The sequence below is a fragment of the Pseudomonas sp. FG98 genome, from assembly GCF_057808595.1.
The window spans coordinates 1-19,269 of record NZ_JBMDIJ010000098.1; the positions used below are offsets into that span (position 1 = coordinate 1).

At 62.1% G+C, this 19,269-nt stretch carries 19 protein-coding genes and 3 pseudogenes; 15 read left to right on the forward strand and 7 right to left on the reverse strand.

Annotated features, from left to right (window positions below):
- A partial coding sequence (locus ACODSK_RS29125) for a hypothetical protein (protein ID WP_489021118.1) occupies positions 1–227 on the forward strand: 227 nt, incomplete at its 5' end.
- A gap of 56 nt (positions 228–283) precedes the next feature.
- Here the strand turns inward: ACODSK_RS29125 and ACODSK_RS29130 are convergent.
- Together ACODSK_RS29130 and ACODSK_RS29135 are read right to left on the reverse strand one after the other, a co-directional pair.
- Positions 284–1,492, reverse strand: coding sequence for a diaminopropionate ammonia-lyase (locus tag ACODSK_RS29130; protein WP_489021120.1), 1,209 nt, complete (start codon positions 1,490–1,492; stop codon positions 284–286).
- A gap of 72 nt (positions 1,493–1,564) precedes the next feature.
- Positions 1,565–2,797: a Zn-dependent hydrolase gene (locus ACODSK_RS29135; RefSeq protein WP_489021121.1), complete on the reverse strand. Its 1,233-nt coding sequence runs from the start codon at positions 2,795–2,797 to the stop codon at positions 1,565–1,567.
- A 127-nt stretch (positions 2,798–2,924) separates the two neighbouring features.
- On the opposite strand from ACODSK_RS29135, the gene ACODSK_RS29140 reads away from it, so the two are divergent.
- Positions 2,925–3,392 carry an Lrp/AsnC family transcriptional regulator gene (locus tag ACODSK_RS29140; protein WP_489021123.1) on the forward strand — a complete coding sequence of 156 codons (468 nt, stop codon included), beginning with the start codon at positions 2,925–2,927 and terminating at the stop codon, positions 3,390–3,392.
- Here ACODSK_RS29140 and ACODSK_RS29145 read toward each other — a convergent pair.
- On the reverse strand, positions 3,389–4,132 hold the full coding sequence (locus tag ACODSK_RS29145; RefSeq protein WP_489021125.1) for a sulfite exporter TauE/SafE family protein: 744 nt from the start codon (positions 4,130–4,132) through the stop codon (positions 3,389–3,391). The genes ACODSK_RS29140 and ACODSK_RS29145 overlap by 4 nt on opposite strands.
- Positions 4,133–4,464: 332 nt before the next feature.
- Here ACODSK_RS29145 and ACODSK_RS29150 point away from each other — a divergent pair, with 332 nt between their 5' ends.
- The 5 genes and pseudogenes from ACODSK_RS29150 to ppk2 all read left to right on the forward strand — a co-directional run bounded on the left by ACODSK_RS29150 (position 4,465) and on the right by ppk2 (position 8,817).
- Positions 4,465–5,544 carry a ComEC/Rec2 family competence protein gene (locus tag ACODSK_RS29150; RefSeq protein ID WP_489021126.1) on the forward strand — a complete coding sequence of 360 codons (1,080 nt, stop codon included), beginning with the start codon at positions 4,465–4,467 and terminating at the stop codon, positions 5,542–5,544.
- A gap of 8 nt (positions 5,545–5,552) precedes the next feature.
- Positions 5,553–6,017, forward strand: a complete 465-nt coding sequence (locus ACODSK_RS29155) for a hypothetical protein (RefSeq protein WP_489021128.1) — start codon at positions 5,553–5,555, stop codon at positions 6,015–6,017.
- Between the two features lie 183 nt (positions 6,018–6,200).
- Positions 6,201–6,587: pseudogene (locus ACODSK_RS29160) on the forward strand (IS4 family transposase); the annotation flags it as partial.
- Positions 6,588–6,981: 394 nt separating this feature from the next.
- The gene (locus ACODSK_RS29165; RefSeq protein ID WP_489021130.1) at positions 6,982–7,836 is read left to right on the forward strand and encodes an AraC family transcriptional regulator; all 855 of its coding nucleotides are present in this window, start codon (positions 6,982–6,984) and stop codon (positions 7,834–7,836) included.
- A 69-nt stretch (positions 7,837–7,905) separates the two neighbouring features.
- On the forward strand, positions 7,906–8,817 hold the full coding sequence (ppk2, locus tag ACODSK_RS29170; protein WP_489021132.1) for a polyphosphate kinase 2: 912 nt from the start codon (positions 7,906–7,908) through the stop codon (positions 8,815–8,817).
- A gap of 358 nt (positions 8,818–9,175) precedes the next feature.
- Here the strand turns inward: ppk2 and ACODSK_RS29175 are convergent, their stop codons facing one another.
- Positions 9,176–10,192 (reverse strand): transporter, encoded by a 1,017-nt coding sequence (locus ACODSK_RS29175; protein WP_489021134.1) that lies wholly within the window; start codon positions 10,190–10,192, stop codon positions 9,176–9,178.
- A 160-nt stretch (positions 10,193–10,352) separates the two neighbouring features.
- Between ACODSK_RS29175 and ACODSK_RS29180 the strand changes: the two are divergent.
- From ACODSK_RS29180 to ACODSK_RS29210, 7 genes and pseudogenes are all read left to right on the forward strand, one after another.
- Positions 10,353–11,174: pseudogene (locus tag ACODSK_RS29180) on the forward strand (cache domain-containing protein); the annotation flags it as partial.
- A 102-nt stretch (positions 11,175–11,276) separates the two neighbouring features.
- Entirely contained in the window at positions 11,277–12,032 is a 756-nt protein-coding gene (locus ACODSK_RS29185; protein ID WP_489021150.1) for a methyl-accepting chemotaxis protein, read from the forward strand.
- Between the two features lie 171 nt (positions 12,033–12,203).
- On the forward strand, positions 12,204–13,127 hold the full coding sequence (locus ACODSK_RS29190; RefSeq protein ID WP_489021136.1) for a metal ABC transporter substrate-binding protein: 924 nt from the start codon (positions 12,204–12,206) through the stop codon (positions 13,125–13,127).
- Entirely contained in the window at positions 13,124–14,014 is an 891-nt protein-coding gene (locus ACODSK_RS29195; protein WP_489021138.1) for a manganese/iron ABC transporter ATP-binding protein, read from the forward strand. The genes ACODSK_RS29190 and ACODSK_RS29195 overlap by 4 nt, the downstream gene beginning before the upstream one ends.
- Positions 14,007–14,867 carry a metal ABC transporter permease gene (locus ACODSK_RS29200; RefSeq protein ID WP_489021140.1) on the forward strand — a complete coding sequence of 287 codons (861 nt, stop codon included), beginning with the start codon at positions 14,007–14,009 and terminating at the stop codon, positions 14,865–14,867. The genes ACODSK_RS29195 and ACODSK_RS29200 overlap by 8 nt, the downstream gene beginning before the upstream one ends.
- Positions 14,864–15,673, forward strand: coding sequence for a metal ABC transporter permease (locus ACODSK_RS29205; RefSeq protein ID WP_489021142.1), 810 nt, complete (start codon positions 14,864–14,866; stop codon positions 15,671–15,673). Before ACODSK_RS29200 ends, ACODSK_RS29205 begins: the two co-directional genes overlap by 4 nt.
- A 191-nt stretch (positions 15,674–15,864) precedes the next feature.
- Positions 15,865–16,023 (forward strand): annotated as a pseudogene (locus ACODSK_RS29210) (con-10 family general stress protein); the annotation flags it as partial.
- A 112-nt stretch (positions 16,024–16,135) separates the two neighbouring features.
- Here the strand turns inward: ACODSK_RS29210 and ACODSK_RS29215 are convergent.
- Together ACODSK_RS29215 and ACODSK_RS29220 are read right to left on the reverse strand one after the other, a co-directional pair.
- Complete coding sequence (locus tag ACODSK_RS29215; RefSeq protein ID WP_489021144.1) at positions 16,136–16,621, reverse strand: VOC family protein; 486 nt, start codon at positions 16,619–16,621, stop codon at positions 16,136–16,138.
- Between the two features lie 83 nt (positions 16,622–16,704).
- Positions 16,705–17,130: a VOC family protein gene (locus ACODSK_RS29220; RefSeq protein WP_489021145.1), complete on the reverse strand. Its 426-nt coding sequence runs from the start codon at positions 17,128–17,130 to the stop codon at positions 16,705–16,707.
- A 130-nt stretch (positions 17,131–17,260) separates the two neighbouring features.
- Between ACODSK_RS29220 and ACODSK_RS29225 the strand changes: the two genes are divergently transcribed.
- On the forward strand, positions 17,261–18,124 hold the full coding sequence (locus ACODSK_RS29225) for a LysR family transcriptional regulator (protein WP_489021146.1): 864 nt from the start codon (positions 17,261–17,263) through the stop codon (positions 18,122–18,124).
- 9 nt (positions 18,125–18,133) lie between these two features.
- Here ACODSK_RS29225 and ACODSK_RS29230 read toward each other — a convergent pair whose 3' ends face one another.
- The gene (locus ACODSK_RS29230) at positions 18,134–19,009 is read right to left on the reverse strand and encodes an AEC family transporter (protein WP_489021148.1); all 876 of its coding nucleotides are present in this window, start codon (positions 19,007–19,009) and stop codon (positions 18,134–18,136) included.
- Positions 19,010–19,269: the final 260 nt, after the last annotated feature.

Here is a 19,269-nt window from a genome sequence, read left to right on the forward strand (position 1 = left end):
GGGTTCTGGGCCAGCCACAGTATCTGTGCTCGACGCGGTCCCTGTGGGAGCTGGCATTGCCAGCGATGATGCCCGCCAGAACAACACAGTCCAGCAAGATCGATGTCGAGGCTGACGGCCTCATCGTCGGCAACGCCAACTCCCACAGGGTTCCGGGCCAGCCACAACACCTGTGCTCGACGCGGACCCTGTGGGAGCTGGCTTGCCAGCGATTTGGCCGGCATTGAAAAAGATGGTGTCAGGCCTGGTCTCATCGCTGCCGAGCAGGATCAGAAAACTGTGTTCAAACCCCGGCCAACCACTCACGCTGGCGGGCCAGGACCGATTCGGCGGATTCCCCTACCAGCTCGGCATACACACCCGGCGCAGTGGCGCCTTCGGTACTGATCAGCAATACCCGTGAGCCGGCGCCCAGGCCCAGTTCGGCCGCCTGCTGCGGCGCCCTGGCCAGACGCTGCAAGGCCGCCAGTCCGGCCACCGCCGACTCACCGGCCTCAAGCGGAATATCCCGTTCACTGCCGGCAGCCAGCCGACGCATCACCAGCACCGCATCGTCGTCATGCAAGGTCATGAAAAAGTCCACGCTGGGCTGCAGGAACTTCCACGCCAGCGGCGAGGTTTCCCCGCAGGCCAGGCCGGCCATGACCGAATCCACCGAGCCGCTGGCCTTCGCTGCCCGCCCGGCCAGGGCGCTCTGGTACAGGCAGTCGGCCTGGGCCGGCTCGACCACGACGAAGGTCGGTCGCTGTTCACCGTGCAACTCCCACAGGTAGCTGGCGATCCCCGCTGCCAGGCCGCCGACGCCACCCTGCAGGAAGACATGGGTAAAGCCCTGGGCGTGGGCCTCGACGATCTCGGCGGCGATGGTGCCGTAGCCCTGCATCACATCGCGGGGGATCTCCTCGTAGCCGTCATATGAGGTGTCGGACACCACCAGCCAGCCATTGCGGAAAGCCAGGGCCGCAGCTTCCTCCACCGACTCGTCATAGTTGCCGCTGATCCGCACGATCTCGGCGCCATAGTCGGCGATGGCCTGTTCCCGCTCGACGCTGACGTTGGCGTGCAGGACGATCACGCAGCGGCAGCCGAGGGTCTGCGCGGCGGCGGCCAGGGCGCGGCCATGGTTGCCGTCGGTGGCGCTGATCACGGTGAAGCCGGCCAGGGCCTCGGCATGCTCGCCGCGCAGCAGTGCGGCGACATTGAAGTTGTGCTCGGGGAAGCGGCGCAGGATCAGGCGCACCAGGGCAATGGGCGCACCAAGCGCCTTGAAACTGCCCAGCGACGAGCGCTGCGATTCATCCTTGACCAGCAACTGGCCCACGCCCAGTTCGGCAGCCAGGTCGGGCAGGTTGTACAGCGGCGTGGCGCCGCGGTTGAGGCCGGACCAGTGGGCCAGCCAGTCGCGGCTCTGGTGGGCCGTGGCGATGCTCATGATCTCGCGCAGGTCATCGGGATACGGGATACGGCTGGCGTTGCGGTTGGCTAGCAGCATTGCGGTCTCCATCAGGTAAAGGGGGGCCGTCACCGATGGCGTGTGGCATCGGCGTTGGCGTTTTAAAAGGGGTCAGGCGAGTCGGCGGGCGACCACGTCCAGAAGAACTTCGGCGCCCATCACCAACTGCGCGTCATCGGTGTGCTCGCGCGGGTTGTGGCTGATCCCGCCACGGCTGGGCACGAAGATCATCGCCGCCGGGGCGATGCGCGCGATCATCTGTGCATCGTGGCCGGCTCCCGAGGTCATGCGCCGATGGCTCAGGTCGAGGCGGATGGCACTGGCCTCGATCTGCCCGGCCAGGGTGGCGTCGAAGATCACCGGTTCGAAACGCACCAGGCGCTCGCTGGAGATCTTCACCCCCTCCTCCACCGCGATCCGTTCGAGGAACGCGGCGAAACGTTGCTCGGCCTGTTGCAGCCGGGCTTCGTCGGGGTCGCGCAGGTCGACGGTGAACACCGCCTTGCGCGGGATCACATTGATCACGTTGGGCTCGAAGGCGATGCAACCGGTAGTGGCCAGGGTGGTTCCGGCAGAGTCGCGGGCAATGGCCCGGGCCTCGTTTACCGCCGCACAGGCCACATACCCGGCGTCGTGACGCAGGTGGGTCGGCGTGGTGCCGGCATGGTTGGCATTGCCCTGCACCGTAACCTGCTGCCAGGAAATACCCTGGAGGTTTTCCACCACGCCGATCTGGATGCCCTCGGCTTCAAGGATCGGACCTTGCTCGATATGCAGTTCGAGGTACTCATGGGGGACGATGGCACCGGGTTGCAGGTCGCCGGCATAACCGATGCGGGCCAGTTCGTCACCCAGGCGGGTGCCGTCGGTACCGATGGTGTCCAGCGCCTGCTGCAGGTCCAGGCCACCGGCATAGACCAGCGAGCCCATCATGTCCGGCTGGTAGCGCACACCCTCCTCGTTGGTGAAGGCGGCGACGGTGATCGGCCGCGACGGCAGCACACCGGCATCCCGGTAGGCACGGACCACCGCCAGCCCGGCGAGCACGCCGTAGCAGCCATCAAGAGCGCCGGCGTTGGTCACGGTGTCGATATGCGAGCCCATCATCAGCGGCGCCAGGCCTGTGCCCGAGGCCGCGGGCAAGGTGCCGAAGATATTGCCGATGCGGTCGATGCGCACCTCCAGGTCGAGGGCCTTCATCCAGGCCACCAACTGGTCGCGCCCGGCCTTTTCCGCGTCGCTCAGGGCGATACGGGTCCGGCCTCCATGCACCGGATCGGCACCCAGTTCGCCGAGCAGGCGGATCTGTTCCAGCAGCAGCGCGCCGTCGAGCTGAAGGTTCATCAAGGTACTCCGTGGCTATTGGTCGATGAGGTAAATGCTATTGCAGGGCGGTGCAGTTATTTCTTGATTTTCGGCCTGCAAATGAATTTTTATTCCGTCTTTGCGCCCCATCAGGAAATCCGCCGCCATGAGCCTGGATTCATTCGACCTCGCCCTGCTCGACGCCGTGCAGCAGGACGCCACCACCTCGCAGCAGGACCTCGGCGCCCGGGTCAACCTGTCCCCCGCCGCAGTCAATCGCCGCCTGAAAAAGCTCAATGCCGATGGCGTGGTGCGCCGCACCGTGGCCCTGGTCGACCCGGTGGCGCTGGGCTATGGCCTGACGGTGATCACCGAAGTGGAAGTGGAGAACGAACGCCTCGACCTGCTCGACGCCATGAAGCGCACCTTCCTCGCCTGCCCGCAGGTGCAGCAGTGCTACTACGTGGCCGGGGAATGCGACTTCGTGCTGATCATGGCGGTGCGAAACATGGAGCAGTACACCGAACTGACGCGGACGCTGTTCTTCGAAAGCAACAACGTCAAGCGCTTCAAGACCCTGGTGTCGATGGGCAATGTGAAGGTGGGGCTCGGCGTACCGGTCGAAGCACGTTAGAGGAAGTGCGGCAGCGACTGGGCGATCAGCAGAACCCCGGCCAGCGCCAGCAACCCCAGCACCACCCGGCGGAACGCCACGTCACTGAAACGCCGGTACAAGCGCACACCGAACAGGGTCGGCAGGAGCACGCTGAGGGTCACCAGCGGGAACAGGCCCAGGGCTTCGCCGGTGACGGTGCCGGAAACCAGGTAGGTGATCATCGTCAGCAACTGCATCGCCAGGTTGAAGCCCTGGATCACCGAGCGCTGGGTGTCGCGGTCCCAGCCCTTGAGCACCGACCACAGCGCCGTGGCCGGGCCGGTCAGGCCGCCAAGACCGCCCATCACCCCGCCCAATACACCCACGGCGGCATCGGCTCCGGCACCGCCGATACGCAGGCGCGGCAGGCTGGACGAAAACAGCATCAACGGACACCACAAGGCCAGGACGATACCCACCAGCAGGCGGAACAGCAGCGGGTCGAGCTGGTGCAGCAGCATTACTCCAAGGGGCACGCCGATCAGGCCGCCGATCACCATCGGCAGCAGGTGCTCGCGCTTCAGGCCACGGCGCAAGGTGCGCGCGGCCAGCACCTGGCCCACCAGCGAACCGCAGACCACCAGCGGCCCGGTCAGGTTCGGCGGCAAGGCCCAGGCCCAGACGGCCATGGCCACCAGGCCGAAGTTGGAGCCGGACAGGCCCTGGACGAAGCCGGCCAGGGCGGCGCCGAAGATGATGATGAGCCAGAGGGAGTCCATGGAAACCTGATCGAATAAAAGGGCGGGAGGATAGGCGTTGGGGGTGGGTTGAGGAAGGTCCAATCGAGGGATTAATAGACGAACCATTCGTCAGATGACAGCGCGATGCTACGCGCTAAGCGAGCCAGGCTTATGCTCACAAAACTAGTAACACCCTCACCTAAAAGCATGATCTGAAAGAGATTGCCCTGACTATTCAGCAATCCCAAACGAAAGCTTTGAACTATAACCAACCAATAGACTAGGAAAACTAATGACTCACCAAAACCAAATTTCCATTGACAAAGCCCACGAGAAGTGGCCACATGCCATCAAAATACAAATCGAGGCACATGGACGTGGTCAATAGTATAGAGATCGATTTTCTCGGAGTTGAAACCAGCAAAAGTGGAGATGCTATTACACTTCGCTACCCCGACCCACTTACAGGAATATTCAAAGTTCATGTTATTGACGGCGGTTACATAGAGACCGGCGAAAAAATTGTTGCTCATATTGAAAAAAATTATGCAACGAAGCGTATCGACCACGTAGTACTCACTCACCCTGACAGAGATCATGCAAACGGCCTAAGGGCAGTACTTGAAAACTGCGAAGTTAGTACATTATGGATGAATCGCCCTTGGCTTTACGCTGACGAATTAATCGACCGATTCTCAACCTACAACTCTGTAGAGCATCTCCGTAGAAAGCTACGGGAAATATATTCTGCCTCTGCCGCTCTCGAGGACATTGCACTAGAAAAAGGCATACATATCTGTGAAGCTTTTCAGGGTGCAAACATCGGTATTTTTACAATACTCACCCCATCGCGATCACGATACCTTGACTTAGTAGTAGAGTCCGAGAAAACCCCCGAGGCGGAGCATACATTTGCAGAGTCTCTCGAAGGAATTTTCAAGTCTGTTGCTCGCGCTGCTGCTAACTTAGCAAAATCAGCCTGGGGCGACGAATACTTTCCGCCAAGTGGCACTAGCAGCGAAAATGAAATGAGTATTGTGCAGTTCACCACAGCAAACCAGAAGAAAATTCTACTTACAGGTGATACTGGTCGAGACGGTTTAACAGAAGCAGCAGATTTCTTATTATCCATGGGATATACCCTCCCTGGAATAAGCCTCTTCCAAGTTCCTCATCATGGCGGGCGCCATAATGTTTCAACTGCAGTACTTAATCGATGGTTAGGTGAGATCGCTGACACCATGCCTGAGAACACAAACTGGTCGGCGGTCTGCAGTTCGGCGAAAGCAGATGAAGATCATCCAAGAAAATCTGTCATACGAGCCATGCTTCATCGCGGAGCTCATTTTGCTGCTACCGAAGGAAGAGACCTTCTTTGGACTGAGGGAACACAACGAGAAGGCTATAGCTCAATCCCTCAAATATCTTATCCTGCCGAGCAAGAGCAGTAGCAAGCGCAATGATACTTTTTATCACCGTTTACCTTCTAGCTTTGCTTTTCGTTGCAACCTACTCTCTGGGGGCAATGACATTAGGTTGGCTGCCGCCTCCATATGAGGCGGTGAGGCTTCCCTTGATGTGCGGAGCGATCGCTTCAATTGGCGGCTGCCTTTATTGCATCCGTGCAATCTACATAAATAAATGCGTATACAAACAATGGGACTCAGCTTGGCACATTTGGTATTTTTTGCGCCCTATAGCCAGCACAATCTCCGGATCTGTAAGCTATCTATTCCTAAAAGCTGGGCTACTGATACTCGAGTCAAAATCCAACGCAGATGCAACTGAAATTGGTTTTTTCGCTCTAGCCTTCATTGCCGGCCTGAACGTAGACAAGTTCATCGCAAAAATTGAAGATGTAGCAAAAGCAGTTTGGGGTATTGATAAAACCAAGTCCGCCGAAGCCAGAAACAAAGAGAACTAATTATCACTTCCAGCCAATGAGACACTCCCAAAAAACCCAAACCCCGTGCAAGTGCGAACAAAATACAAGACGCACTTATTAATAGGGAATCAGATTCAGCTTTAAGCCCCTTACTGCTAAAAAGCCCTCGATAGAATTTACTGAAGTTCAGTCAAGAAGACATCGAGTCACTGGACTCATGTATTGGCTCAATTCGAGCCCTCGTCAGCATAATAACCAAAATCAACTTGGAGCAGGCGTTGTGCTGGAGTGAATCAATCAGACTTCGAGAACCACAGGCAACGATAGTATTCTCGCGAATTGCTATTCTCGGCCACCGTCAAATTCATGTCACTTGTTGCATTGAGCTTTAAAAATCGCTGCATGCTGCAATACATCCCATCAGCCTAGTAGCTCAAACCGAATCTGCCCTGTTATGTGCTCTGGTGGCAGACTGAGCAACGCTTAGTACTAACAACCCATGAGTTTGGCTGTTCAGCCACGCTTACCGATTGGCAAATCCGAACGTTCGATGGCAGCCACTTGACCGCTACCGAAAAGCGTCTCGGCGAGCTGCGGCAAGAGCTAGGTGTGCTCCTTCAGATCATCGCGTTGTTGGGGACTGGCTTGCCAGCGATAGGTATAGGTATCTACACATCTTTTGGGCATGGGCGCTTGGCTGGAGATCGCAGCAAGGCTGCCATGCGCTTGTATTGATCCTTGCGGTCCCCTTGAGATCGAGCGCCGCCCGCTGGCGCATCGTGGACGGCACTCGATCTCATGGCCGCTAGACAAACATAGGTATGTACCTGTCAGCCATCACCCGGTATCCAGACAAACGCTTTGTGGCTACGGCCTGTCAAAGACTTGTAGATACCCCAGGCAGCGATGAGGCCCTCACCAACGACAGCAATTGCGGCTAGGCTGCCCTTCTCGAAATCCCCCAACCTGTGCCCATCGCAAGCCACACCACCCGGAACCGAAGATGCCCAGCCCCTACGCCGCCCGTTTCGCCGCCGTCCTCGCCTATATCGATGCCAACCTCGAAGGCGACCTGTCGGTGAAGACCCTGAGCCAGGTGGCGCATTTCTCGACCTACCATTTCCACCGCCAGTTCAGCGCCTTCGTCGGCGTGCCGGTTGCCCGCTATGTGCAACTGATGCGCCTGCGCCGGGCGGCGCGGCGGCTGGCCGGGCAGGCGGAATATTCGGTGCTGGAGGCAGCGCTGGACGCCGGGTTCGATAGTCCCGAGGCCTTCAGTCGGGCCTTTCGCCGGGATTTCGGCACCAGCCCCAGCGCCTTTCGCCAGCAACCGGAATGGCAGGTGTGGAATGCGGTGTTCGCCATCCCCCACTTTTCGAGGAACATCAGCATGCAAGTGAAGATCGTCGAATTCGCCGAAGTCCGCGTCGCCACCCTGGAACACCTGGGCCCGCCCGGCCTTGTCCAGGACACGGTGCGCCGCTTCATCGACTGGCGCCTGCACAGCGGCCAGTCGCCGGTGGCGTCGAGCCGCACCTTCGGCATTCCGTTCAACAACCCGGATACCACCCCACCGGAGGAGTTCCGCTTCGCCGTCTGCGGCGAGATCGAGGAGGCGGTCAGGCCTAACGATTTCGGCGTCGGTGAGTTGCAAATCGCCGGCGGTCGCTATGCGGTAGTCCGTCATCACGGCTCTCCGGACCATATCGGCGAGACCATCTACCCGGTCTACCGCGACTGGCTGCCGGCCAGCGGCGAAGAACTGCGCGACCAGCCGCTGTTCTTCCATTACCTCAGCGTGTTCCCGCAGACCCCGCTGGAGCAATGGGAAACCGATATCTACGTGCCCTTGCAGTAGTGTCACTTGCCTGCCACGCAGCGCGGCTAACATCGGTCTCACCCTTATTCGACGAGCCCCATCATGGTGATGACCGATGCCCCCCTGATCCAGCGCATCTACGATGAGCTGGTCGACCATAGCGACGAAGAGCTCGAACTGGAGCTGGCCGACGACCTTGCCAACCTGGACGAACTGTTCGACCAGCACACCCCGGACAGTCCGGAGAAGGAAGCGCGCCGCCTGTACTTCCGCGAGCTGTTCCGTCTCCAGGGCGAGCTGGTGAAACTGCAAAGCTGGGTGGTGAAGACCGGGCAGAAGATCGTGATCATCTTCGAAGGCCGCGATGCCGCCGGCAAAGGCGGCGTGATCAAGCGCATCACCCAGCGCCTCAACCCGCGGGTATGCCGGGTGGTCGCGCTGCCGGCGCCGAACGACCGCGAGCAGACCCAGTGGTATTTCCAGCGCTACGTACCGCACCTGCCGGCCGCCGGCGAGATCGCCCTGTTCGATCGCAGCTGGTACAACCGTGCCGGGGTCGAGCGGGTCATGGGCTTCTGCAACGACGAGCAGTACGAGGAATTCTTCCGCAGCGTGCCGGAGTTCGAACGCATGCTGGTACGTTCCGGGATCAAGGTGATCAAGTACTGGTTCTCGATTTCCGACCAGGAGCAGAACCTGCGCTTCCTCAGCCGCATCCACGACCCGCTCAAGCAATGGAAGCTCAGCCCGATGGACCTGGAATCGCGGCGGCGCTGGGAGGCCTATACCAAGGCCAAGGAAATCATGCTCGAACGCACCCATATCGAGGAAGCGCGCTGGTGGGTGGTGCAGGCCGACGACAAGAAGAAGGCGCGGCTCAACTGCATCAGTCACCTGCTGGCCCAGGTGCCTTATGAGGAAGTCGAGGCGCCGGCGGTGTCGCTGCCGCAGCGGGTGCGCCAGGCCGACTACAGCCGGACGCCGACGCCGGATGGGTTGATCGTGCCGGAGATTTATTGAGTTTTTTGTGGTGTTCTTCAGGGCCTCATCGCTGGCAAGCCAGCTCCCACAGGGATTGCATGCACTGCTGAAACTGTGGGAGCTGGCTTGCCAGCGATGAGCATGGGTATCTACACATCTCTATCAGGTACAACACGGACCTTGTGGGAGCGGCTGTTAGCCGCGATTGGCCGCAAAGCCGTCGTAAAACCTAAGTCCCAGATCTGCCTGACACACCGAGGGCACCGGTTTTATGGCCGCTTCGCGCCCAATCGCGGTTAACAGCCCCACAGGTACTCGGCGACCTGTGGCTTCGTGGCTGATCTGAAGTTGTGTAGATACCCATACAGCGATGAGGCCCGAGAAAACAACACAAGAATCAGTAATCCCCCCGCTTGCGAAACGCCCAGCGTCCCGCCAGCAAGGTAAAGCTCGCCACCAGCACCACCAGCACCCAGAACCCGTTCGGGTCGTCCGAGAGCGGCACCCCGCCCACATTCATGCCGAAGAAACCGGCAATGATGTTGATCGGCAAGGCCAGCACCGTGACCACGGTCAGGGTGAACAGGGTGCGGTTGTTTTCCTCGGTCAGCTTGGCGGCGATCTCTTCCTGCAACAGCTTGATCCGTTCGCCCAGTGCAGTGAGGTCGTTGATGATCACCGAGAATTCCTCGGTGGCCGCACGCAACTGGCGGATGTCCTGCTCCTGCAGCCACTCCGGTGGCCGGTTGAGCAGGCGCAGCAGCGAGCCCGGCTCCAGCGCCAGCAGGCGCTGCAGGCGTACCAGCACGCGGCGCATGGCACTGAGGTCGGCGCGGTTGTCGCTGAGGCGCTGGGACAGCAACTGGTCTTCGATGCGGTCCACGTTCATTGTGGTTTCGCGAACGATCTGCGTCAGCACGTCGCCCTGGTCACCGAACAGGTGCACCAGCAGCTCGATGGTCGAACTGAAGCGCTCGCCGCGCTTGACCGAGGAACGCAGGCGGTCCACCGAGTGCAGCGGCTGCAGGCGCGCGCTGACCAGCAGGCGCGGACGCACGCAGGCCCACAGGGTCGAGACATCGGACGAGACCATGCCGAAGTTGAACACCACGTCGTTGACCACCGCGAGCAAGGCGGTGTCGGCGTGCTCGATGCGGGTCGAGCGCGAGCCTTCGCGCAAGGTGGCGAAAAAGGTTTCCGGCAGGTCCAGGCTGCCCTTCATCCAGCGCTCGCAGGCGGCGTGGGCGAGGTTCATGTGCAGCCAGAGGAAGGTCTCGGGATCGTGCGGGGCGAGCAACAGCTCGCGGGCTTCGCTGGAGTCGATTTCCCGACCCGGCTGGCCGGGACGGAAAACGAATCCGTAGAGCAGGCCGTTGAGGTCGGCGTCCTGCTGGTGGCCCTGGGTGGTGATCATGTGGGCACTCGAGGGGGCATTTCGAATTGATGGCAGGAATGTTACCTCTCGTTTCATGACACTTCGGTGACGGCAATCCGGGCCTTCAGCTTTGCCGAACCAGGCCGATGAATCCTTTAACCCTCCCTCGCCTTGTGCCGTGTCACTGAGGAATCCGAAGATGCAGCTGACTCTAAAAACAAAACTGCTGTTGCTCGCCATACTCCCCGTCCTGGTCTTTGCCCTGGTTATCAGCGGCGCCGCCGACCGCATCCTGCGCAACCTCGCCGAAGACGAAATCAGCGAAACCCGCCAGCGCCTGCTCGATGAAAGCCGGCAAAGCCTGGAGCACTACATGCAGATCGCCGTCGGCTCGGTCCAGGCCCTGTACGACGCCGCCCCCGCCGGCGACCAGGCCAGTCGCGCCGAGGCCATCGCCCTGCTGTCGAAGATCAAGTACGGCAAGGACGGCTACTTCTTCGCCCACGACTCCAGCGTGGTCCGCCTGTTCCGCGGCGACAGCCCGGTGGACGTGGGCAAGAACCTCAGCGACCGCAAGGACGTCAACGGCGTGTTCATCAACCGCGAGCTGGTGCGGGTGGCCAAGGACGGCAGCCACTACGTCAACTACAGCTCGCCGCTGCCCGGCAACGAAAGCGTGCAGGTGCCCAAGCTGGCCTACAGCTTCTACCTGCCGAAATGGGACATGGCCATCGGCACCGCGGTGAACCTGGACAACATCGAGCTGCGCATCGGCGAGCTGCGCGCCGAAATCGACCGGCGCATCGATTCGATCCTCACCAGCATCCTGGCCATCGCCGCGGTGCTGCTGGTGATCCTCGGCGTCGCCGGCTTGATGCTCAGCAACACCCTGCTCAAGCCGCTCAAGGCAATGAAGGACAACCTCGACGCCATCGCCGACGGCGACGGCGACCTGACCCATCGCCTGCGCGCCGGCAATGACGAACTGGGCCAACTGGCCGGCTCGTTCAACCGCTTCGTCGAGAAGATCCAGGGCCTGGTGCGCCAGGTGGTGGAAGCCAGCGGCGAGCTGTCGAGCCTGGTGCAGGACGTGGAAAGCCAGAGCCGCCGTTCGGAAGCGGCGATGGAAGCACAGCGTCACGAAACCACCCAGGTGGCCACGGCGATCAACCAGATGTCCGCCGCCGCCCTTGAAGTCGCCCACAGCGCGCAGAACGCCGCCCACGCCGCCCAGGAAACCGACAGCCAGGGCCAGCAGGCGCGGCAGGTAGTAGACGGCAGCATCAAGCGCATCCATGCCCTGGTGGAGAACATCCGCGGTAGCGGCACCTCGCTGGACAGCCTGCAGCAGGACGTGCAGTCCATCGTCGGCGTGCTCGGGGTGATCCGCTCCATCGCCGAGCAGACCAACCTGCTGGCCCTCAACGCCGCGATCGAGGCGGCCCGTGCCGGCGAAGCCGGGCGTGGTTTCGCCGTGGTCGCCGACGAGGTGCGCGGGCTGGCCAGCCGCACCCAGCAGAGCACCCAGGAAATCCAGGTGATGATCGACCGCCTCACCGCCGGCACTCATTCGGCGGTGGAATCCATGCGCCACTCCTGCGAAACCGGTGACAGCACCCGCGACCAGGCCAGCGAGGCCGGTGTGTCGCTGGATGCCATGGCCGGCCTGATCGGTACCATCAGCTCGATGAACGCGCAGATCGCCAGCGCCGCCGAGGAGCAGACCGCGGTGGCCGAAGAGATCAACCGCAGCGTGCACCAGATCGCCCAGTCGGTGGACAGCGTCGCCGAACAGACCCGCCAGGGCGCGCAGACGGCGCAGAGCCTGTCGGCGCTGGAGGGGCATCTGCGGGCGCTGGTCAAGCAGTTCCGCATCTGAACCACGGGCTCGCGGATGGATTTGCCATCCGCGAGCCCTCGCGCCCATACTGCGCAACGTCCAGCCACCGCGTAAGAATCAGCAATCCGCAGCGTCGGATTTCATCCAGAGAGTTGGCAGACCCACCGTGAACATGGCCGTTTCTTCAATGCACTCATGCGGAAGTGACGAATGTTCGATTCAAGCAAGCCCGGCAGGCTCGCGGCCCACCTGGTCACCGTCGCGCTGGCAACCCTGCTGCTGGCCCTGCCCGCCGCTGCGGCAGACAAGTTCAAGGTGGTTACCACCTTCACCATCATTGCCGACATGGCGCGCAATGTGGCAGGCGATGCCGCCCAGGTAGAGTCGATCACCAAGCCCGGCGCCGAGATCCACAACTACTCGCCCACCCCTGGCGACCTGCGTCGCGCCCAGGGCGCCCAACTGATCCTGTGGAACGGACTGAACCTGGAACTGTGGTTCGAGCCGTTCTTCTCGCGCCTGCGCGATGTACCGAGCGTGGTGGTCAGCAGCGGCATCGAACCGATGGGCATCGCCGCCGGTCCGTATACCGGCAAACCCAACCCGCATGCCTGGATGTCGCCGCGCAACGCGCTGGTCTACGTCGATAACATCCGCGACGCCCTGGTCAAGCATGACCCGGCCAATGCCGCCACCTATCAACGCAACGCCGAGGCCTACAAGGCACGGATCGAGGCGACCATCGCGCCAATCCGCGCCGACATCGAGCAGATCCCGGAGCCCAAGCGCTGGTTGGTCAGCAGTGAGGGGGCGTTCTCCTACCTGGCCCGTGACTTCGGCCTGAAAGAGCTGTACCTGTGGCCGATCAACGCCGACCAGCAGGGCACGCCGAACCAGGTGCGCAACGTCATCGATACGGTCAGGGCCAATGCCATCGTGGCGGTGTTCAGCGAGAGCACGGTGTCCGACAAACCGGCCCGCCAGGTCGCCCGGGAAACCGGCGCCCACTATGGCGGCGTGCTCTACGTCGACTCCCTCAGCACCGAGGACGGGCCGGTGCCCACCTACCTCGACCTGCTGCGGGTAACCTCGCAGACACTGGTCAAGGGCCTCAACGAGGGCCGCGCACAGTGAACAACCTCAGCCAGCCGGTGATGACCGGCAGCGGTATCCGGGTCGAAACCGCCACGGTCACCTACCGTAACGGCCACACCGCCCTGCACGACGCCAGCTTCGAACTGCCGACCGGCACCATCACCGCCCTGGTGGGCGTCAACGGCTCGGGCAAGTCGACCTTGTTCAAGGCGATCATGGGCCTGGTGCGCCTGGCTTCGGGGCGCATCACGGTCATGGGCATGCCCGCCGACCAGGCCCTGCGCCGCAAGCTGACCGCCTATGTGCCCCAGGCCGAAGAGGTCGACTGGGACTTCCCGGTACTGGTGGAAGATGTGGTGATGATGGGCCGCTATGGCCACATGGGCCCGTTGCGCATCGCGCGGCGGGCCGACCATGCGGCGGTGGAGGCGGCGCTGGCCCGGGTCGATATGAGCGCGCTGCGCAAGCGCCAGATCGGCGAGTTGTCCGGCGGCCAGCGCAAGCGGGTGTTCCTGGCCCGCGCCCTGGCCCAGGACAGTCAGGTCATCCTGCTCGACGAGCCCTTCACCGGCGTCGATGTGAAGACCGAAGACCAGATCATCCAGTTGCTGCGCGAACTGCGCGACGAAGGCCGGATCATGCTGGTGTCCACCCACAACCTCGGTTCGGTTCCGGAGTTCTGCGACCGCGTGGTGCTGATCAAGCGCACCGTGCTGGCCAGCGGACCGACCGACGAAGTCTATACCCGCGACAACCTGGAACGGGCCTTTGGCGGCGTGCTGCGCCACTTCGCCCTGCTGCAGACGGAGGGCAGCGACCGGCCGCCGGTGAGCGTGTACAGCGACGACGAGCGTCCGTTGATCCTGCGTGACGGCCTGCCGGCGCGGCGCGAGTCCAGCACTGACGACGAGGCGCCCCGTGATTGAACTGTTGCTCGAACCCTTCGCCTACGGCTACATGCGCAACGCCATGTGGGTGTCGGCCCTGGTCGGCGGTGTCTGTGCCTTTCTGTCCTGCTACCTGATGCTCAAGGGCTGGTCGCTGATCGGCGATGCCCTGTCCCACTCCATCGTGCCCGGCGTGGCCGGCGCCTACATGATCGGCCTGCCGTTTTCCCTCGGTGCGTTCTTCGCCGGCGGACTGGCTTCGCTGGCACTGCTGTTTCTGCAACGGCGTACGCGACTCAAGGAGGACGTGGTGATCGGCATGATCTTCACCTCGTTCTTCGGCCTTGGCCTGTTCATGGTGTCGCTGTCGCCGACCTCGGTGAACATCCAGACCATCGTGCTCGGCAATATCCTCGCCATCACCCCCGGCGACACCCTGCAACTGGCGATCATCGGCTGCGTGACCCTGGTGGTGCTGCTGGCCAAATGGCGTGACCTGATGCTGACCTTCTTCGACGAAACCCAGGCCCGCGCCGTGGGTATCCAGCCGACCCGCCTCAAGGTGCTGTTCTTCGCCCTGCTCTCGGCCTGTACGGTCGCGGCGTTGCAAACCGTCGGCGCGTTCCTGGTGATCTGCATGGTGATCACCCCCGGCGCCACCGCCTACCTGCTCAGCGACCGTTTTCCGCGCCTGCTGGTCATCGCCGTGGCCATCGGCACCCTGACCTGCTTCTTCGGCACCTGGTTCAGCTACTACCTGGATGGTGCCACTGGCGGGGTCATCGTGGTCCTGCAAACACTGATCTTCCTGCTGGTATTCGTCTTCGCCCGCAAGCATGGCCTGCTGGCCGCCCGCCGTCGCCGCCGCCAGGCCCTGGAGGCACAGCCATGAACCTGCTGCTGGAACCGTTCAGTTTCGACTTCATGGTCAACGCCATGCTGATCGCCGTGCTCATCGCCATCCCCATGGCGCTGCTCTCATGCTTCCTCGTGCTCAAGGGCTGGGCCCTGCTCGGCGATGCGATTGCCCATGCCGTGTTTCCCGGCGTGGTGATCGCCTACATCGTGCAGATTCCCTATGTCATCGGCGCCTTCGCCGCCGGCATGTTCTGCGCCGTGAGCACAGGGTTTCTCAAGGCCAACAGCCGGATCAAGCACGACACGGTGATGGGTATCGTCTATTCCGGCATGTTCGGCCTGGGGCTGGTGCTGTACGTGAAGATCCAGTCCAGCGTGCACCTGGACCACATCCTGTTCGGCGACATCCTCGGCACCACGGGCCAGGACCTGCTCATGTGCGCCGGCATTGCCCTGGTCACGGCGCTGATCGTCGGCGGCAAATGGAAGGACCTGATGCTGTACACCTTCGATCCCGTGCAGGCCCACGCCGTGGGTTTGCGCACCGGCTGGCTGCACTATGGCCTGCTCTGCCTGATTTCCCTGGCCGTGGTCGGTGCGCTCAAGGCCTCCGGCGTGATCCTGGCGATTGCCCTGCTGATTGCCCCCGGAGCCATCGCCGCCCTGCTTACCCGGCGCTTCGGCGCCATGCTGTGGCTGGCCGTGGCCATCGCGGTGGGTTGTGCCCTGGTTGGCGTGTACCTGTCGTTCTTCCTCGACAGCGCCCCCGCCCCGACCATCGTGCTGGTGTTTGCGGCGGTATTCGTGGGTTGTCTGTGCCGGCGGTCGGCCCGTGCCTGAGGTGATTATTCAGTCCTGGCGTTTCCCTTGGCCCGCCAACCTTTAGGGCAACTCGTCGGCGCGCCGCGAATCGCACTGAGCGCCTGCGCCACAGGCCACGTCGTACCTATGTACTCACTGCTGTACCCACTGCAACCGATACGAGGTGAAGGACCATGGCCAATAACCAGGGCAAACCGGCGCACTCCAACCCGGGCAATTTCGCCAATGACCGGCAGAAGGCGGCCGAGGCCGGCCGCAAGGGCGGGCAGGCGTCCGGTGGCAATTTCGCCAACGACCGCCAGCGCGCGTCGGAGGCCGGTCGGCTTGGCGGGCAGAACAGCCACGGTGGCGGGCGCAAGAGTCAGTAATCAAAGGCCTGTCGGCTAGCCGATTGATAACTTTTTGGGGCTGCTTTGCAGCCCTTCGCGAGCAAGCTCGCTCCCACGATGTGGTAGTGGCCGCAAAGCGGCCCCAATGGTCTTAATCGACGCGATCCGGCTCCGCTGGCGAGATGGCAAACGCACTCTGGATAAAATGCTCCAGCTCATCGGCCTGGAGAATCTCGATGGACAGCTGCCCGAAGCGCTTGGGCAGCCAGATGATCCGCACCCCGCTCGGAGAATCAAGCTGCTCGCGAGCGAGCGGCTTGCCGTTCTCGTCCTCGGGTTGTTCGCCCTTGGCCAGCAGTTCGTCGTAGGCGACGAGGATATCCGGCGTGGTGTAGCACTGCCGGTAGATGGTGCCCTCGCCGCTGCGCTGCATCAGTTCGAGCAGGTTGCCGGCCAGCGGCTGGACCAGGATGAAACGCTCGCTGCCGAACAGCACCACCGCATAGCGCACGTGCAGGCCGTCGCGCTGCCAGGTAAAGGGGCGCGACACCCTGGCCGAAAACACCCGGGCGTAGTGGGTGCAGGCGGCTTCGAGGTCGTTGACCAGGATGTCGATGTGACTGAATTTCAGCTCCATGGCAGGGCTCTCGCAAACGACTGATGGCGCAGGGTAACGCCATCGTCGCAAGTGGCAAAGCCCGTCAGTGATGCCATAGGCCGTTACTTGGCGAACAACTGGCCAATGTCCTTGAACGCCTTGAACTCCAGGGCGTTGCCGCACGGATCGAAGAGGAACATGGTGGCCTGCTCGCCCACCTGGCCCTTGAAGCGGATATAGGGCTCGATCACGAACCGCGTGCCTGCGCTGGTCAGTCGCTCTGCCAAGGCCTCCCACTGCTCCCATTGCAACACGATGCCGAAGTGCGGCACGGGCACGTCGTGGCCGTCTACCGGGTTGCTGTGCACACTTTCCTGGGACGAGGTTTTCGGATGCTCATGAATCACCAACTGGTGACCATAGAAATTGAAATCGACCCACTGGGCCGCCGAGCGCCCCTCTTCCAGGCCGAACACATCGCGATAGAAAGCACGGGCCGCAGCCAGGTCGTAGACCGGAATGGCCAGGTGGAAAGGAGAAAGGCTCATCAGACGCTCCAGGGCAATATTGTTATCGAGGACGGCGTGGCGACTTCGCCGCTCGGAAATCCATGCTACGGCTCGGCTTTCAATAAAAAAAACAATATGATTTTTCGGTTAGCACAAAGGAAATCTATGAATGATCCGTGAGCTGAAGACCTTCATCTCCGTCGCCCGCGAGGGCACCTTCGCCGCAGCCGGCCAGCGCATCGGCCTGACCCAGGCAGCGGTCAGCGCGCAGATGCAGCGCCTGGAAGCCGAATTGGGGTTCGATGTGTTCGATCGCACCGGACGGGCCGCACACCTCAACAAACGGGGTCAGCACTTGCTGTTGCAGGCGCAGGAACTGTTGCAGATGTACAGCACGCTGGGCTCGCAACCCACAGGTCCACAGGTGTCGACACGGATCAGTATCGGCGCCATCGCGTCGGTGCAACGCAGTCTGTTGCCGATGGCTCTCACCCGCTTTCATCGCGAGTTCACGCAGTGCCGGACCCGCGTCCTGCCAGGGGTGTCGATGGAGTTGGTGAACCTCGTGGATGCCGGCGAGCTGGATCTGGCAGCCGTCATCCGTCCCCCCTTTTCGTTGCAGAGCGACCTGGCCTGGACCACCCTCGCCCGCGAACCCTATCGCTTGATCGTGCCGGCGAGCGTCAAGGGTGAAGACTGGATCGAACTGCTGGGCAAGCATCCGTTCATCCGCTACGACCGCGCGTCGTTCGGTGGTCGCCAGGTCGATCGCTTCCTCCGGCAACTGCACATCGCCCCGCGCGAGGTATGCGAACTTGACGAGCAGGAAGCAATCATCCAGTTGGTCGCCAATGGCCTGGGTGTAGCCCTGGTGCCTGAAACCCGTGCCTGGCCCAAAGGGGTACGCGCCCTGGACCTTGGCGAGCATGGATTTCATCGTGACGTCGGCCTGGTCCACAGGGCCAACCTGCATCTGGACCCCACGGTGAAAAGCCTGGCGGACTACATCATCGCCTCGGCACAGACCCCCTGAGCCAGCCCCTTACATCCACCCCGCCAGCACCACCGGCAGCCACACGAACGACAACACCGTCGAGCACATCACCACATTCGCCACCTGCTCCGGCGAGCGGTTGGCGCGCACCGCCAGCAGGTAGTTGAACACCGCCACCGGCATCGCCGACTGCATCACCAGGATCGCCCGCTCCAGGGTTTGCAGGTCGAGCAGCACACCGATGCCCCAACCCACCCCGGCACCGAGAACGATGCGCAGGGCACCGATCAGCATGCCGCTGGCCACGTCGCTCAAGCGGATGCTGGCCAGGGACACGCCCAGGGTCAGGAGCATCAGCGGGATGGTCATGCCGCCCAGCAGGTCGACGGTATTGCCCAGCCACAAGGGCAGCTTCAGGTCGAAGAAGATCAACGGCAGGGCCAGCACCAGGCTGATGACGATGGGGTTCTTCACCAGCGACCGCAGGTTTGCCGCACCGCCCGAAATGGCGATGCCGAGGGTGAACTGGAAGCTCGACAGGGTCAGGAAGAACGCCACCGCCAGGGCCAGGCCCTGGTCACCGAAGGCATACAGCGCCACCGGCAGGCCCATGTTGCCGGTGTTGGGGTACATGAACGCCGGCATCAGCACCCGCCAGTGCTGGCGAAACGCGCGGCTGACCAGATAACCGATGACGGCCATGGCCAGCATGCACAACACGCAGGCCAGGGCCATGCTGGCGAAGGCGGTGGGATCCAGGCGGGTACGGTGCAGGGTCGACAGCACCAGGGACGGGGTGCCGATGGTCATCACCAGGCTGGCGATAAAGTCCGTGGGGTAGGCATTGCCGCGGCGCGCCCAGATAAAGCCGATGCCGGCGACGATGAAAACCGGTGCCAGAACGGCGAACAGCGAAGCCAGCATGGGGCGTGTTCCTTGGCAAAACGGCCATGCTAGGGGGGTGTGGCTATCTGTTGCAAGAATTTGCGGCGGGTGTCGCAGTTGATGATTTGATTGCTGCGTGGGTATCTACAACTTTTTTGATGTCGTGGTGACCATAGGGCGCTTGTCGGGACACCGGGTCAGGGCTGGCAGGCGCATGCCGGTGTTTCTCTAGCGTCCTCAAGATCGAGCGCCGCCCGCGCGGCGCATCGCGGCTAACAGCCGCTCCCACATCTGTTGCA

Bases quoted from the DNA above. Each gene is read 5' to 3' on its own strand.
- ACODSK_RS29175 (WP_489021134.1), bottom strand. From the start codon at position 10,192: ATGATCACCACCCAGGGCCACCAGCAGGACGCCGACCTCAACGGCCTG.
- ACODSK_RS29135 (WP_489021121.1), bottom strand. From the start codon at position 2,797: ATGAACCTTCAGCTCGACGGCGCGCTGCTGCTGGAACAGATCCGCCTG.
- ACODSK_RS29220 (WP_489021145.1), bottom strand. From the start codon at position 17,130: ATGAGCCTTTCTCCTTTCCACCTGGCCATTCCGGTCTACGACCTGGCT.
- ACODSK_RS29145 (WP_489021125.1), bottom strand. From the start codon at position 4,132: ATGGACTCCCTCTGGCTCATCATCATCTTCGGCGCCGCCCTGGCCGGC.
- ACODSK_RS29230 (WP_489021148.1), bottom strand. From the start codon at position 19,009: ATGCTGGCTTCGCTGTTCGCCGTTCTGGCACCGGTTTTCATCGTCGCC.
- ACODSK_RS29155 (WP_489021128.1), top strand. From the start codon at position 5,553: ATGATACTTTTTATCACCGTTTACCTTCTAGCTTTGCTTTTCGTTGCA.
- ACODSK_RS29225 (WP_489021146.1), top strand. From the start codon at position 17,261: ATGATCCGTGAGCTGAAGACCTTCATCTCCGTCGCCCGCGAGGGCACC.
- ACODSK_RS29150 (WP_489021126.1), top strand. From the start codon at position 4,465: ATGGACGTGGTCAATAGTATAGAGATCGATTTTCTCGGAGTTGAAACC.
- ACODSK_RS29140 (WP_489021123.1), top strand. From the start codon at position 2,925: ATGAGCCTGGATTCATTCGACCTCGCCCTGCTCGACGCCGTGCAGCAG.
- ACODSK_RS29185 (WP_489021150.1), top strand. From the start codon at position 11,277: ATGGAAGCACAGCGTCACGAAACCACCCAGGTGGCCACGGCGATCAAC.
- ACODSK_RS29130 (WP_489021120.1), bottom strand. From the start codon at position 1,492: ATGCTGCTAGCCAACCGCAACGCCAGCCGTATCCCGTATCCCGATGAC.
- ACODSK_RS29205 (WP_489021142.1), top strand. From the start codon at position 14,864: ATGAACCTGCTGCTGGAACCGTTCAGTTTCGACTTCATGGTCAACGCC.
- ACODSK_RS29190 (WP_489021136.1), top strand. From the start codon at position 12,204: ATGTTCGATTCAAGCAAGCCCGGCAGGCTCGCGGCCCACCTGGTCACC.
- ACODSK_RS29215 (WP_489021144.1), bottom strand. From the start codon at position 16,621: ATGGAGCTGAAATTCAGTCACATCGACATCCTGGTCAACGACCTCGAA.
- ACODSK_RS29165 (WP_489021130.1), top strand. From the start codon at position 6,982: ATGCCCAGCCCCTACGCCGCCCGTTTCGCCGCCGTCCTCGCCTATATC.
- ppk2 (WP_489021132.1), top strand. From the start codon at position 7,906: ATGACCGATGCCCCCCTGATCCAGCGCATCTACGATGAGCTGGTCGAC.